The sequence below is a fragment of the Streptomyces sp. NBC_00299 genome (assembly GCF_036173045.1).
GTDB lineage: Bacteria > Actinomycetota > Actinomycetes > Streptomycetales > Streptomycetaceae > Streptomyces > Streptomyces machairae.
The window spans coordinates 68235-81635 of sequence record NZ_CP108039.1; the positions used below are offsets into that span (position 1 = coordinate 68235).

The 13401-nt window shown below is 68.0% G+C and carries 15 protein-coding genes and 1 pseudogene; 10 read left to right on the forward strand and 6 right to left on the reverse strand.

Annotated features, from left to right (window positions below; translation table 11 throughout):
• Positions 1-258: 258 nt before the first annotated feature.
• The gene (locus tag OHT51_RS00255) at positions 259-1179 is read left to right on the forward strand and encodes a terpene synthase family protein (RefSeq protein ID WP_328876832.1); all 921 of its coding nucleotides are present in this window, start codon (positions 259-261) and stop codon (positions 1177-1179) included.
• A gap of 11 nt (positions 1180-1190) precedes the next feature.
• The gene (locus tag OHT51_RS00260; RefSeq protein WP_443052684.1) at positions 1191-2582 is read left to right on the forward strand and encodes a bifunctional albaflavenone monooxygenase/terpene synthase; all 1392 of its coding nucleotides are present in this window, start codon (positions 1191-1193) and stop codon (positions 2580-2582) included.
• Between the two features lie 185 nt (positions 2583-2767).
• On the opposite strand, the gene OHT51_RS00265 is transcribed toward OHT51_RS00260, so the two are convergent.
• Positions 2768-3001 (reverse strand): hypothetical protein, encoded by a 234-nt coding sequence (locus OHT51_RS00265; RefSeq protein WP_328876834.1) that lies wholly within the window; start codon positions 2999-3001, stop codon positions 2768-2770.
• Positions 3002-3356: 355 nt separating this feature from the next.
• Between OHT51_RS00265 and OHT51_RS00270 the strand changes: the two are divergent.
• A pseudogene (locus tag OHT51_RS00270) lies at positions 3357-4250 on the forward strand (helicase associated domain-containing protein); the annotation flags it as partial.
• A gap of 67 nt (positions 4251-4317) precedes the next feature.
• On the opposite strand, the gene OHT51_RS00275 reads toward OHT51_RS00270, so the two are convergent.
• The 4 genes from OHT51_RS00275 to OHT51_RS00295 form a co-directional block, all read right to left on the reverse strand.
• The gene (locus OHT51_RS00275) at positions 4318-4509 is read right to left on the reverse strand and encodes a hypothetical protein (RefSeq protein ID WP_328876835.1); all 192 of its coding nucleotides are present in this window, start codon (positions 4507-4509) and stop codon (positions 4318-4320) included.
• Between the two features lie 137 nt (positions 4510-4646).
• Positions 4647-4805: a hypothetical protein gene (locus tag OHT51_RS00280; RefSeq protein WP_328876836.1), complete on the reverse strand. Its 159-nt coding sequence runs from the start codon at positions 4803-4805 to the stop codon at positions 4647-4649.
• Positions 4806-5186: 381 nt separating this feature from the next.
• Entirely contained in the window at positions 5187-5432 is a 246-nt protein-coding gene (locus OHT51_RS00290) for a hypothetical protein (protein ID WP_328884621.1), read from the reverse strand.
• Between the two features lie 113 nt (positions 5433-5545).
• On the reverse strand, positions 5546-6094 hold the full coding sequence (locus OHT51_RS00295) for an EF-hand domain-containing protein (RefSeq protein ID WP_328876837.1): 549 nt from the start codon (positions 6092-6094) through the stop codon (positions 5546-5548).
• A 325-nt stretch (positions 6095-6419) separates the two neighbouring features.
• Between OHT51_RS00295 and OHT51_RS00300 the strand changes: the two genes are divergently transcribed.
• The 5 genes from OHT51_RS00300 to OHT51_RS00320 all read left to right on the forward strand — a co-directional run bounded on the left by OHT51_RS00300 (position 6420) and on the right by OHT51_RS00320 (position 11707).
• A complete protein-coding gene (locus tag OHT51_RS00300) occupies positions 6420-6614 on the forward strand; it encodes a hypothetical protein (RefSeq protein WP_328876838.1) in 195 nt (64 codons plus the stop codon).
• Positions 6615-7179: 565 nt separating this feature from the next.
• On the forward strand, positions 7180-8136 hold the full coding sequence (locus tag OHT51_RS00305) for an oxygenase MpaB family protein (protein ID WP_328876839.1): 957 nt from the start codon (positions 7180-7182) through the stop codon (positions 8134-8136).
• Positions 8133-9488, forward strand: coding sequence for a polyprenyl synthetase family protein (locus OHT51_RS00310; RefSeq protein WP_328876840.1), 1356 nt, complete (start codon positions 8133-8135; stop codon positions 9486-9488). The genes OHT51_RS00305 and OHT51_RS00310 overlap by 4 nt, the downstream gene beginning before the upstream one ends.
• A gap of 108 nt (positions 9489-9596) precedes the next feature.
• On the forward strand, positions 9597-10568 hold the full coding sequence (locus OHT51_RS00315) for a terpene synthase family protein (protein ID WP_328876841.1): 972 nt from the start codon (positions 9597-9599) through the stop codon (positions 10566-10568).
• Positions 10569-11401: 833 nt separating this feature from the next.
• Positions 11402-11707, forward strand: a complete 306-nt coding sequence (locus OHT51_RS00320) for a hypothetical protein (RefSeq protein ID WP_307072130.1) — start codon at positions 11402-11404, stop codon at positions 11705-11707.
• Here OHT51_RS00320 and OHT51_RS00325 read toward each other — a convergent pair.
• Positions 11688-11858 carry a hypothetical protein gene (locus tag OHT51_RS00325; protein WP_328876842.1) on the reverse strand — a complete coding sequence of 57 codons (171 nt, stop codon included), beginning with the start codon at positions 11856-11858 and terminating at the stop codon, positions 11688-11690. The two genes, OHT51_RS00320 and OHT51_RS00325, sit on opposite strands and share 20 nt — an antisense overlap.
• A 418-nt stretch (positions 11859-12276) precedes the next feature.
• On the opposite strand from OHT51_RS00325, the gene OHT51_RS00330 reads away from it, so the two are divergent.
• Together OHT51_RS00330 and OHT51_RS00335 are read left to right on the forward strand one after the other, a co-directional pair.
• Positions 12277-12456 (forward strand): hypothetical protein, encoded by a 180-nt coding sequence (locus tag OHT51_RS00330; RefSeq protein ID WP_328430291.1) that lies wholly within the window; start codon positions 12277-12279, stop codon positions 12454-12456.
• Positions 12457-12574: 118 nt separating this feature from the next.
• Positions 12575-13357: an alpha/beta fold hydrolase gene (locus OHT51_RS00335; protein WP_328876843.1), complete on the forward strand. Its 783-nt coding sequence runs from the start codon at positions 12575-12577 to the stop codon at positions 13355-13357.
• The last annotated feature ends 44 nt before the right edge of the window (positions 13358-13401 follow it).

Genomic DNA, 13401 nt, shown 5'->3' on the forward strand with positions numbered 1-13401 from the left:
CGGCCGGTCACCGTCAGGACACGGAAAGAGGCAGTGATGGCGCGGCGCCCGGACGCCCGAACGATTGAGCTACCGACAGCTGCCCCCGGCCCACCCGTGCCGCGTCAGTCCTCTGACAGCCCGACGGCAGTGCCATCGCCAGCAGTCTCAGGGGATCTTTCTCTTCCCCGCGTCGAGATCGGTTTCCCCCGCAGGCTCCACCCGTACTGGCCCAAGCTGCAGGTGCGTACCCGGACGTGGCTGCTCAAGCAGCAACTCATGTCGCCGCGCACCGTCGAACATTTCGCCGACGAGCTGCGCTACACGGACCTGGTGGCCGGCTACTACCTGGGCGCGTCCGACGAACTGCTGTCGGCGATCGCGGACTTCAGCGCCTGGTTCTTCGCCTGGGACGACCGGCACGACCGTGACGTGGTGCACGGCAGGCTTGAAGCGTGGCGTCGGCTGTGTACACAGCTCCACGGGGTGCTGGACGCGCCGCACGACCACCTTCGTCACCCAGACCCGCTGGTCGCTGCACTGGCGGACTGCCTGGCGCGCATCTTCACCCATCTCACCGACACCTGGAACGCCCGCTTCATCGAACACTTCCATCCAGTTGTGGACGCCTACGACCAGGAATTCCGCAACCGCCTACACCGAACCGTTCCCACCGTGGCCGAATACATCGAGCTGCGGCGGCTGACCTTCGCACACCGCCTGTGGATCGACCTCCTGGAGCCCACCGCTGGGTGCGAGCTTCCCAACTCTCTCCGAAATGACCACGCGTTCCAGCGCGCAGCACTGGCGACCCAGGACTTCTCCGCCTGGTACAACGACCTGTGCTCTCTCCGTAAGGAACTCGCAGCTGGCGAGCTGCACAATCTCGGCATCAGCCTCGCCTGCCACGAAGGACTGTCAACGCAAGAGGCCGTAGCCGAGGTGCATCGTCGCGTCAGCCGGTGTGTCGACACATTCTTGGCCACCGAACCGGCCGTGCGGCAACTAGCAGACCAGGTCGCCGATGCAACCGCGCAAGGCGCCCGGTACGCCGCAGCGATCAGGTCATGCCTGTTCAACATGCGCAATTGGTTCAGCTCGGTGTACTGGTTCCACCACGAGTCCGGACGGTATCGGGTGGACCGCTGGGACGACCCGTCCACAGCCCCCTACATCGATGAACCGGGAGGCCGGCAGTGACGACCAAACCGATCAAAGCCTCTTCCGCATCGGCACAGCCGCCGGGTACCCCGCCGCTGGCCGCCGGTGGCCTGCCGGTCCTCGGACACACGTGGAAGCTGATGCGCGATCCACTGGGATTCCTCGCCGGGCTGCGCGATCATGGCGATCTCGTACGGATCAGGCTGGGGCCCAAGACCGTCTATGTCGCCACCGCCCCCGAGCTGGTCGCTTCCCTGCTGAAGAGCCCCGACTACATCGTCGGCGGCCCCCTGTGGGACACCCTTGAAGTCCTGCTCGGCAATGGCGTCGCCACCAGCAACGGGCCACTGCACCGCCGTCAACGCCGCATGATCCAACCTGCGTTCAAGCCGGAGCGCATCGCGCACTACGCAACAGTGATGGAGGAAGAGGCCCGGGCCACGACCACACGCTGGCGACCGGGCGCCATCATCGACATCAGCGCAGAGCTCTTCAACACGGCCGTGCGTATCGTGGCGCGTTCCCTGCTGGAAGTCGACTCCCTTGGTGAGAAGGCCGAACTGATCGGCGAGGCTCTGCAAACGGTGTTCGAGGGACTGTACCGGCGCATGATCCTGTCAGTGGGAGCGTTGTACCGACTGCCCACGCCGGCCAACCGGCGCTTTGAGCACGCTCTTGCCACGCTGCACGAACTCATCGACGAGATCATCACGGAACGTCGATCGTCCCGGCAGCAACGGCACGACCTGCTGGCGGTCCTGCTCACCGCCAAGGACGAATCAGGCAGGCCCCTCAGCGACGGCGAGATTCACGACCATATGGTCTCCCTTGTCGTGGCCGGCGCGGAGAACGTGGCCTCCACCCTTGCCTGGACGCTCTACCTGATGACCGAACACCCCGAACAGGAAAAGCGCTTGGTGGAGGAGGTGTACTCGGTCACCTCGGGCCGACCGGTCACCTTCGCCGACGTCAACCAGATGCCGCACACCCGTAACGTCATCACCGAGGCGATGCGACTGCGCCCGGCAGCCTGGATCTTCACCCGCCGATCTGCTGCCACCACCGACCTGGGCCCCTACCGCATCCCGGCACACAGCGACATCGCCTACAGCCCCTACGCCATGCAGCGCGACCCCCGCTCCTTCGCACGTCACCTGGACTTCGATCCCGACCGCTGGACCCCCGATCGGGCCGCCACCGTGCCCAAGCTGGCGATGATGCCCTTCGGCACCGGCAACCGCCAGTGCCCCGGGGACCACTTCGCCTTGGCCGAGCTCACCATCATCCTGGCCACGGTGAGCGCACGGTGGCGCCTGCAGCCCGGCCCCGGCACCGACACCACCACCAAGATCGGCATCACCCTTCACCCCAAGCGGCTACTGCTGCGGGCCGAACCGCGGCAACCGCTCAAGACTCCGGTGCCCAACGCCCCGCACCACTGATCCTCGAAAACCTCGTACAGGCCCTGTCCACCTGAACAGGGCCCGTACGAGGAATCCGGACACGGCCACGGCCACGCAAGTATTACGAGCACAAGACCGCACTCCCGAGCCGCTGCCGGTGAGGGCCCGCAGCCGCCGGACACCGCGTAGGGGAGCCCGGACGGTGAGCACTTGCCCAGGACGCGCTAGATGTGCTGGCCTGTGGCGTTGTTCTTGTTGCCGTCGGCGCGGGTGTTGGCGTTGTTGTCCTGAATGCCCTGCGAGTCGCTGTTGGTGGCCGTGTTCAGCGCCTCGACGTTGGCAAGGACGGAAGGGTTGTTGAGCGTGCCGTCGAGGAGTCCAGCGTGTGCTGGTACGGCGGCAAAGAGGACCGTGCCGACAGCGAGACCGGCCGTGGTGAGGATGCTCTGCTTCGTCATGATCGGATCAACGATGATCACTGCCCGGAGGTCACAGGCGCAGACCAGCATCGCAACCGTCCAGCTGCGGTGCGGCCCCGTTCCAACAGGTGCCGCCGCCCAGCCCCGCGAAGGATGCCCCTGTGCCGTCCCTTCCAGGACCCGCCCAGGCGTGCTCGTCTCAGTCGGCCTGGGGCGGGGAAGTAGACGTAGCGGAACTTCAGGTCACTCGGCGCCTGTCCAGAGGCCGCCGGGCTTCTTCACGGTGGCGCGGAACCTCTCGATCGTGGCCCGCACGTGTGTTGCCTGGCCCCATTCCGCACCGTACTCGCCGGTGGGTATACGCCAGTTTCGTACGAGGCGTTCGGCCACCACGGCGACGCCGTACGACGCCGAGACCGAGGTCGGCGTCACGAAGGACTTCCGCCTCGGGCGGTGGGTGCACCAGCAGCGCAAGGCACTGCGGGCCGGAGAGCTGGAGGAGCGGCGCAAGGTGCTGCTGGACGCGCCGGAGGCCGCAATGGTCTGGGAGCCCGGCGAAGAGGCGTGGGAGAACAAACTCGCCGCGCTCCGGTCCTACCGGCGAGCCGCCGGCCATCTCGCGCCGCGTCAGGACGCGGTCTGGGGCGAGGGCGAGGCGATGGTGCCCATCGGCCAGCACATCGCCAACCTCCGGCGCAAGGGCGCGAAGAACGGCTTGGGTAAGGACCCGGAGCGGGCGGCGGAGCGCGCCGCGCAGCTGACGGAGATTGACCCGGACTGGAACTGCCCGTGGCCGCTGGACTGGCAGCGGCACTACCGCGTCCTGGCGGACCTGGTTGATGCCGACGGGGTTCTGCCTGACATCGCGCCCGGCGTACTGATGGACGGCGACGACATCGGCAAATGGCTCCAGCAACAGGCCCAGCCCGGCAGCTGGACACGGCTCCTGCCCGAACAGATGGAACGGCTCCCCACACTGGGCATCAAGCCGCTCATGGCGCCGGCTGCCGCCCCCGCGGCAGCAGTCGGCGGTACGGCGGCGAAGGGCCCGGGCAAAACGCAGCAGGCGTTCCAGCGCGGTCTTGCAGCGCTCGCGCAGTGGGTGGAACGGGAAGGCGCCCACCGGCCGGTGCCAAGGGGCCACAGCGAACAGATCGCGGTCGACGGCGAGGCCGAGCGGGTGGCCGTGAAGCTGGGTGTGTGGGTCTCCAACACCCGGGCGAGGCGGGGCAAACTCACCCAGGAACAGCTGGACGCACTACGGGAACTGGGTGTCGAGTGGGCGTAAGACAGGGCAGGAGGAAGCCGGTCGTGGAGCGCCTGGCGGCCGGCCCCTCCTTGTCCAGATGTGGCCGTCAGCTCTCGGGTTCGCCGATGTAGGTGTTCGGCATAGTGATCTGTTCGATGCCAGGGGAGAGACGTGGCACTGGTACGGCTTGCGTGGAAATTACCTGTGCGCCGGTGGCTTGGGCGGCATCGGCAATGTCACGGAGAACTTCGTGAACGACGTCGCTTGCGATTCCCTGCTGGAAGGGGTTGTCGAGCATGAGGAGTCCCGGGTACGGGCAGTCGTCCCCCAGGTCCCTGGCCAGGAATAGCAGGGCCCTGCTGTAGGCGAGGAAGAACAACACTCGCGCTTCGGCTCCGAGAACCTGGTTCCAGGGGCGGGTCCCGACGTAGAAGGTCAGGTCGGGTCCCAGCCGACAGCGCGCCGGTGGTGTTCCAGCATGCGGGTAAGGCCGATCTCGCTGCTGCGCAGCATGTTGAACTCTTCGCCGAAGACCCACAGTTCGCGTTCGAGGATCTTGTGGAGGTGATCGCGTTCCTTACTCGAGCACCGCATCGTCGTTGAACCGCATGACTCCATACGCCAGGCCCCGGGGACGCCTTTCCCCCCGGGGCCTATGGCATCTCCGCTCCGGCTTCAGCTCTCTTCGGAACTGCCTCTACCTGTGGGCACGGCAGATTCGGCACCCTATTCCCGAACGAAGGCCCAGCAGGCCAACCGTCAGTGGCGTTGCAGCCGAGGCGGTCGCCCCGCCGGGTTCGACCGGGCGCTCTTCACCAGAGGAACGGAGTTGAGCCGGCCACGCAGCGCTCAAGGGCTTCCGGGCCGTGGCAACCCTGTACGACGAAAGAGCGTTCGTCTTTCACGGCACGGCACGGTCACCATCGCCGCGGTCCAGCTGTGGATCCCGTTAGTGATCTGCCGGACAGTCCCTAACTACCGCAGGTGCGGCATACCGACGCCGTCGATGCCGCCAGTCGTCGACTGGGGGGCAAAGACGTTCACTCCGCCGTTCATGAAGGAATCCCCGATGACGTTGACGGACTGGTTAAGCGACTCGTCGCGGTTGTTTCCTCCAGTGTCTCCGAGTCCCAGGATGCCGGAAGCGTGGGCCGTGCCTGTGATGGTCAGTGTGGCCCCGGCGAGGGCGAGGGTCGCAAGTGCACGCTTGGTGGTGTTCATGCGCTGATAACGGCCTTGCGCATGTGTAGTGACGACCATCCGACAAGCACCCCGAACTCACACGGGACGGGCGATCCATCGCTAGGCCTGTCACACGACCCGTCGGACAGGCCCTACTTGGGCACCGGGCCGAATGCGATCGCTGCGGCCGTGGCGCGATCGGTGGAGCTGAACATGTCCCGTACCGTCTGGGCCCACTCGGTGGTGCTGAACAGTCCGTCGCCGTCACGGTCGAGGCGCCGGAAGGTCTCCTCGCTGAAGTCCACGTCGACGTCGAAGGCCTTGTAGATCAGGTCGAGCTCGCTTCGGTCGAGCATCCCGTCTCCGTCCCGGTCGGCGGCATCGGCGACCGCCTGGGCGACCCGCACCATCTGGTCGATGTAGGCGGGGTCCTCCTCCAGCCCGGCGTCGATCGCCGCGGTGAATTCCTCGCGGGTCACGCGGCCGTCTCCGTCGCTGTCGGCGGCGCGGCGGATGATCTCCCACCAGGCGTCGAAGGTATCCCGGAGTTCACAGGCAAGCTTTTCGTCCATGTCCGGGCGCAGCGTCCGCAAACGGTCGACCCGCACGCGGAAGTCGTCCTGGTCGATGTGGTCGTCGCCCGTTACGTCCAGTGTGTCGAAGGCCGCGTTGATGTTGCGCCGCTGAAGGTCACCGATCATGTCTTCTGACTCACTTCCTTCTGATCAAGTTCGGGCCCCTGAGCGCAGTTGTGCGATGCAGAGGTCCAGTTGTTGGCGTCGATGGCGGCGACCCCGAAGGACTGCTTCAGAGAGCCGTTGCTGAATGTGATGAGGTACTCGCGCTGGTGCCAGCCTTCGCCGCCTTGAAGGCGGGGTCAGCGATCCGGTTGCCGTGACGTGCATGTCCATCGGGGTGGCTACGCATGCACCCTTTGCGCGAAGTAGCTTGCCTGGATGAATGACCGAATGTCTGATCGGAGCTGCTTGGCTTGTCAGCTGTAGGCAGCCGGTCGTTACACAGGTCATGATGATCACCTCCCGCATCCTGACCGTGGCTGCTGCGAGCTGCGCCCTGCTGGCAGCCACCGCCCCGGCACACGCCACCGACGTCCTCAATTTGGTCAACGTCAAGCGCATCCCGTTGTCTGTCCTCTCTGAAGGCAACACCAGCGCGGACAACATCCAAGTCACCAGCGTCGAGCAGAGCGGCGTCGAGTAGGGCGACGACGGACGGGGGCCGCCGCCGCGGGCGGCGGTACCCGCACGGGCGTGCCACTCTGTGCACGGTCGATCGGTGGCACAGGACAGCGGGTCCTAGCGGTATATCCGTAGGTACGTGACCTTCACGCCCCACTCCGGCTCGTAGAACGGGACGTCCACCACCGTGACTGCCCGGTCCTCGGTGGGCCCGTTGTAGCGCCGCCGCATTGCGCCCTGATGCCAGCGACCCCGGCGCGCACCTCACGTGCACCCGGTCCGCTACCGCGGGCTGGACGGTCGTTCCTGCAGCACCGGTTCACCGCGGCCCGCCATCAACCTGTCCAACGCCGATGGCTGGATCACCGAGGTCCCCGTGCTGGCACGCGAATCTCCCACTTCGACCGTCTGAGACAGGCCCCTGACGGCCGCCCGCGCGGCGGTGGTTGGGCAGGCGACGCCGATAAACCAGGTGTCCCCGGATCGGATGATCGCCGGCCCAGGCGGGGCGTGGTCGCGGCGACCGACTGCGACTGTACGTACGTCAGGAATCGCGCTTCGCGATATGCAGCGACGGGGGGAAGGCCATGGCCAGCGAACTCTGGGTGCGGAAGCGAGCCAGTTCGTCTGCGGCTGGTACGCAGCGGCGTTTCGACCGGCTTCGCCGTATTCAGGGTTTGGATCCGGAGCGGGACTACGAGGAGATCTTCCGGTTGGTCACCGCGTACGAGTTCCCGTGGGATTACTGGCAGTCGGTGGCCCTGGCGTTCTTCCGCACCTTTGCGATCCCGTCCATCAGCGCCCTACTGGACGAGACCGGCGAGATTGTCGGCCACACCCAAAAGCGCACGGACGACACCCTGCTGATCATGTATGAGATGGGCCGCATGGGCCTCGAGAGCCCCGAAGGGCGGGCCTATCTGCGGCGCATGAACCAGATGCACCGGCGCTACGTCATCAGCAACGACGACCACACCTACATCATCGCGCTGTTCATCGTCGTGCCAGTACGGTGGATCAACCGGTTCGGTTGGCGCCGGCTGACCCTGCACGAGCAGCGGGCACTGACCCACTACGGCAGGCGCCTGGCCCAGCTCATGGGCATCAAAGACGTCCCGGCGACCTTCGCCGACTTCGACCAGTTCGCTCAGTCCTACGAGCGCCGGCATTTCGCCGTCACCAGCAGCAGCCGGCGCCTGGCCGAAGCAGCCATGGCGATCACCGCGGACATGCTCCCCAAGTCGCTGCGCGGCCCGCTCAAGCCGGTGATGCGCCGCTTCTCCCTGGCCATCCTCGACGACGCCCTCCTGCATGCCGTCGGCCTGCCCCTCCCGTCTGAGCGCGACCGGCGCCTGGCCACCTGGCTGGTGCGTACGCGCGGCCGCATCCTGCGGGTGCTGCCGCCGCGCCCGGACAACCGTCCCCACCGCCCGGCCCTGGCCACCTACCCCAACGGCCACCAGATCTCCGAGATCGGACCCGCCTGGCTCACAGACGGCACGGCTGACGAGCACAACAACACCGTGAAAGAAGACCGCCCGTGACCGACACGGGCCGCGTGGCCATCACCATCAGGGAAGGCCGCAACGCCTGGCAGGGCAAGGGACGCTGCGCGGCCCCGGCCGCCGCGATCCCCGCCACACGGCAGGAGACGGCCGCCTGCGGCTACCGCCCGGCAGCGGCTGCTGCAGCAATCCATCCACAAGAGCGAAAGGGCCCGGCCTCGATGCCGGGACGTGATCTGACCAACCCGCGGGCACCGACCGACGGCCCGCCAATGGTGCACCGACGAACTCCAGTAAAGCGGGAGGCGCTGATGCTGATGAGTCCTGCTGGTCCGGGGCGGACGCCCGAGGAGATCCTCGTCGCCGCCCGCGCGGTGCTCGACCCGGCCCTTCGGGCTGCCGTGGGCAGGCTTCCGGAGCCGCTGCGCGGTTTCGCGGAGTTCCACTACGGGTGGGCCGGCTCCGGTAGCGCGGTCCCGGAGGGCTCGTTGTCGCGTCTGCGGATGCCGACGCTGGTGCTGCTGTCCGCCGACGTCAACGGTGACGGGTGGGAGGGGGCGGTGGAGGCGGCCGCGGCATGGAGCCTGATGGGCAACCACACCCTGATCCATGACGACATCATGGACCGCGACAGCCACCGCCGTGGCCGCCCGACCCTGTGGACGGCATTCGGCACCGCGGCAGCCCTTCAGACCGGCAACGCCCTGCTGGCCCTCGCCATCGAGTTGCTGTCCGAGCTGAGCGGCCCGAAGATCCCGGCGGCCATCGGCCTGATGGGACGAACCGTCCAGATCATGGGCGCCGGGCAGGTCGCGGACATGGACCTCGAAGAACGCACGGACGTAGCGCTGGAGGAGTCCATGGCGGTCGTCGAGGCCAAGGCATGCCGGGTGATGAGCTACGCCTGCGAGCTGGGCGGCCTGTGCGCAGGCGCCGCGGACGACCAGATCGAGGCCCTGTCCGCCTACGGCCACCACCTCGGCATCGCCTGCCAGCTCCAGGACGATCTGGAAGACCTCCGGCCCACCGCCAACTGGGCTGACGGCGTGCACGGCAGTGATATCCGCCGCCGCAAGAAGACGCCCATGCTCCTGGCGGCACTGCGCGCGCAAGGTGCCGGCCGCGACCGCCTCGCCGACCTCTACCGCTCGGCTACGCCCCTCAGCGACATCCAGATCCGGCAGGCCGCCGAGCTCGTCGAGTCCTGCGGGGGGTGCGGCTGGGCGCTGCGGACGATCGAGGAGCACATGGACCTCGCGGCACAAAGCCTCGACCGCGCGCGGCCCACGCCCCGGGTGCACCGGGAACTGGCGGCCTTCGCCTCCGTGTTCGGCTGCCCCGTCACCGGCGACGACCACGCTCTCCCCGAATCCGTGCCGGTCTGCGGCTAGAGCAGGCGTCCCTGCCGCGGCGGCGCCCCCCGGGATGAAGCAGGCGCCGGGGGTGCACCTCCTCGCGATACCTGACCGTCCCCCATGCCCTGCGAGAGAAGGACGACCATGAGCACCCCCTTTGTCGGCTCCGGTTCCACGGGGCCGGCCACCATGTTCTGGCATCTGTTCCCCGCCCGTTCCAATCCCCTGGGCCCTGAGACGGACGACCACACCGCGGCCTGGCTCGACTACCACCGCCTCGTCGATGACGCCCACGAGAGCACCCGGCTGAAGGCCACTCGGGTGGGCAGCGGTACGGGATTCCTCTTCCCCGACGCCGGCCAGGACCTGTTAGCCCTCGCCGCGGACCTGTGTATCTGGCTCAGCGCCTTCGACGACCTCCACGTCGAAGCCCCCCAGGCCACGGCCACCACACTGGCCCCACACATCGCCTCCTTCACCCACGTCCTTGACACCCGCACCACGCCCCCGGCCTCCCCCTCCCCGCTCACCTGCGCGCTGACCGATCTCACCCGGCGGATGCACGACCTGATGACCCCCACCCAGGTCGCCCGCACCACCGCCCGGCTCCACCAGGCTTTCGCCGCCACCTACTGGGAGACCACCACCCACGGCCGCATCGTCGGCCTCGCCGAGTACGAAGCCATGCGCCCCCACACCTTCTTCGGCCACGTCATCGCCACCCTCATCGAGCCCAGCGCCGGCCTCGACCTGCCCCACCAAGTCCACCACTGCGAACCGGTAAGTCAGCTGATCCACAGCACGGCACGACTGTGGGCGTGGATCAACGACGTGTACTCCTTCCCCCTGGAACAACACCAGCTCGGTACCCCACCCCAGACCCTGCCGCTCATCCTGGCCCAGGAACACGACCTGCCCCTCCCCGAGGCCTTCACCGCAGCATGCCGCCTATGCGACACAGAAGCAGCCACCGCCCACCGCCTCATCACCGAGCTGACCGCATCACCCATCCCCCAGCTCCCGGACTACGCCAGCGCCATCAGCCACGCCATCGGCGGAACCCAGGCCGTCTACCAGGTCAGCAACCGCTGGCACACCCACCCCACACCCACCTGATCCCGAGGGCCCCACGCCCGCACCCGCTGGCAAGCCAGCCCGGCGCTGACCACTCCGCCGCCGATGCCGACTGGGAAGTGCGGGCCCCTTGGCACGGATCAAAGCGGCCACTGACGCACGCATCGGTGCACCCCTTGTCCATCGAAGCCTTCGAGCGTGGCCTTGCGGCTCTGGCGCAGTACAGGGCCGGGACGGGCCCCGACGCCCTGGAAGTACCGCAGCCTGCCACTGCGTGACGCCAGCGTCGCACCATCGTTGAACCGTACGACTCCATACAGCGGGCCCCGGGGACGTCTTCCCCGGGGCCCGCTGCATGTCCGGCCCAGTCGGGCCTCCCCCTGCCGCCGTCGCGGCGTTCACGGACTGGCCGGCTCCTGACGCAGCAGGCAGGTATGGCCACGGCGGATGCCCCCTGTGCCAGTCGTGCCTGGCACCGGTGATGGAGCAGTGGGGCCCCTCCATGCGCTACGTCACCACCCGCACGAAGCGCGACTAGCGCCAGGCAACATCCCCGAAGCTCAGCGCCCCTAAGCGCGCCACCTGGCCGAACTCGGGTTGCAGTGGGCGGTCGCGTGACTGCCGCGACCGATCGCGAGACCGAGGCGGACGCTCGGCCTGTCGGAGGACCCGCCTTCTCGCACGCCGGTGTCCGGCCGCGCCAGGAAGGAACTGGACAGCTTGGCCGAGAGGGGTGACCCGTTCTGCCCGCGGACACGCACCATTCTCGGATGGACGCCCCGGAGTGCACCGGCGATACCCGCGGCTTAGCTTCGCAGTGCTATGCCGCGGGCCGTCCGGCCGCGGCGTGTCCAGGCGGTCGAAAGGGAAACTCCATGGCAGTCGTGATGACCTTTTCCTGGCCCGAGATCACACCCGACGTGTACGACGCGGTGCGCCAGAGGGTGCGCTGGGAAGAAGACGCACCGGACGGGTGCGTGCTGCACGCCGCCTGGTTCGTCCACGGCGGCCTCAACGTGATGGACATCTGGGAGTCGGAGGACCACTTCAACCGGTTCATCGAGGCCAGAATCGCCCCCGTACTCAAGGGCGAACTGGGCGTGCAAAGCGACCCCGAACCGAAGTTCTACCCCCTGCACCGGCGCTTCGTCGCCCCCGGGGTCAGCGGCGCCAGCTCCTGAGGTACACCTTCCCCGCAAGGGGCCTCGTCAGCAATGCCTCGTCGGCCTTCGCCCCGCAGAACCGCACCAACACCACCGCCACCGCCACCGCCACGGTCTTCGCCACCGCCACCGCCACGGTCTTCGCAGACTCCGACTGCCACGACGTCAAGGTGCGCTCGGTGATTTTCTCCGCATGCCGCACGCCAGCCGCCCCGGTGCGAGCCTTGCAGTCCTGGCGCCGGGACTTGAACCAACTCGTGGTCAGCGCAGCCAGAGCTGAATCGCGGCGAGGGGAGATGCGGCAGGCGGGCCGGCAGCCCGTGGGCCCGCCTGGCGAGCCCCGACCGCCGGAGCCAGCCTGGAAACGAGACACACCGCCGCACCACGAACGAAGCGAGGCAGCAATGACAGGGACAACCCGGCAGGACACACCAGTCGCAATCGAGGGCGGAGGCGTCGAACTCCGTACACGAGCGGTCGGCGGAGACCTGTCCGTGGCCTTCGCACAACTGCCTCAGGGGACAGATCTGCGGCCGGCCCTGAAGGGACTGACCGATGATCTCTGCCAGTGCCCTCACTGGGGGTACATGATCAAAGGCCGGCTGAAGATGGTGACGAAGGACGGTGAGGAGGTCTACGAGGCGGGACAGGCGTTCTACTGGCCGCCCGGACACGCCCCCGTGGCCCTCGAGGACTGCGAATACGTGGACTTCTCCCCGACAGATGAGTTCACCGCGGTCATCGACCACCTCACGTCGCAGGGCTGAGCCACCCCTTCGGCAAAAAGCGCTGCCGTGGGCCGGTCGACGGGTGTGGACGCCCGCCCGACGCGCGCAAGCCCCAATCAACTCGTGCGATAACCACCCATCACCGTACGATCCCGGCATGTCGAATATCCAGCTCGTCAGCAGCCGTCGCGGCAGCGGCCCGGCCCTGGTCGTGATCCGCCAGCTGGACCGGGAGGGCTGGGCACCCGTCATCGACCTGCTTGCTCGTGAACGCGAGGTCGTGGCCGTCGACCTGCCGGGATTCGGCGACAGCCCACCGCTGCCGGACAGCACCACCCCCACCGTCCACGCACTGGCTGCCGAGGTCGCCACGTGGTTCTCCACAGTCGGCCTCACGCGCCCGCCCGTCGTCGGCAACTCGCTCGGCGGGGCCGTCGCACTCGAACTCGCCCGGACAGGCGCCGTCAGCAACGCTGTCGCACTGTCCCCCATCGGCCTGTGGACCGGCCCCGAAGCGGCCTACGCCCTCGGCTCACTTCGGGTCGCGCGCATGATGGCGGAGAGCCTCGGCGGACGTACGGCACGAGTGACCGGCAATCCGCTGGGCCGCACACTCGCATTCTGGCAACTCGTCGCACGGCCCTGGCAGATGACAGCAGAGGCAGCCGACGGCGCCCTTCGCAACCTGGCCCGCTCACCCGGCTTCGAAGCCACACGCCGGGCAGCCCACAACTACCGGCTCCGCGGCTTCGCCCCCGATGTCCCCGTCACCGTCGCATGGGGCACCCGCGATCTCCTGACACCGCTGCACCAAGCACGCCGCGCGACTCGGCTCCTGCCCGGGGCCCGTCATCTCCGACTGCACGGCTGCGGGCACTCACCCATGTCCGACGACCCCAGCCGCGTCGCCCACCTCCTGCTGTCCGCGAGCAGCAGCTGAGGTGCACCGGGATGGCCCGGGCTAGCCCCCAGGGCCGCGTGCGC

Bases quoted from the DNA above. Each gene is read 5' to 3' on its own strand.
- OHT51_RS00255 (WP_328876832.1), top strand. From the start codon at position 259: ATGTCGCCGCGCACCGTCGAACATTTCGCCGACGAGCTGCGCTACACG.
- OHT51_RS00265 (WP_328876834.1), bottom strand. From the start codon at position 3,001: ATGACGAAGCAGAGCATCCTCACCACGGCCGGTCTCGCTGTCGGCACG.
- OHT51_RS00275 (WP_328876835.1), bottom strand. From the start codon at position 4,509: ATGCTCGACAACCCCTTCCAGCAGGGAATCGCAAGCGACGTCGTTCAC.
- OHT51_RS00280 (WP_328876836.1), bottom strand. From the start codon at position 4,805: ATGCGGTGCTCGAGTAAGGAACGCGATCACCTCCACAAGATCCTCGAA.
- OHT51_RS00290 (WP_328884621.1), bottom strand. From the start codon at position 5,432: ATGAACACCACCAAGCGTGCACTTGCGACCCTCGCCCTCGCCGGGGCC.
- OHT51_RS00295 (WP_328876837.1), bottom strand. From the start codon at position 6,094: ATGATCGGTGACCTTCAGCGGCGCAACATCAACGCGGCCTTCGACACA.
- OHT51_RS00300 (WP_328876838.1), top strand. From the start codon at position 6,420: ATGATGATCACCTCCCGCATCCTGACCGTGGCTGCTGCGAGCTGCGCC.
- OHT51_RS00305 (WP_328876839.1), top strand. From the start codon at position 7,180: ATGGCCAGCGAACTCTGGGTGCGGAAGCGAGCCAGTTCGTCTGCGGCT.
- OHT51_RS00315 (WP_328876841.1), top strand. From the start codon at position 9,597: ATGAGCACCCCCTTTGTCGGCTCCGGTTCCACGGGGCCGGCCACCATG.
- OHT51_RS00320 (WP_307072130.1), top strand. From the start codon at position 11,402: ATGGCAGTCGTGATGACCTTTTCCTGGCCCGAGATCACACCCGACGTG.
- OHT51_RS00330 (WP_328430291.1), top strand. From the start codon at position 12,277: ATGATCAAAGGCCGGCTGAAGATGGTGACGAAGGACGGTGAGGAGGTC.
- OHT51_RS00335 (WP_328876843.1), top strand. From the start codon at position 12,575: ATGTCGAATATCCAGCTCGTCAGCAGCCGTCGCGGCAGCGGCCCGGCC.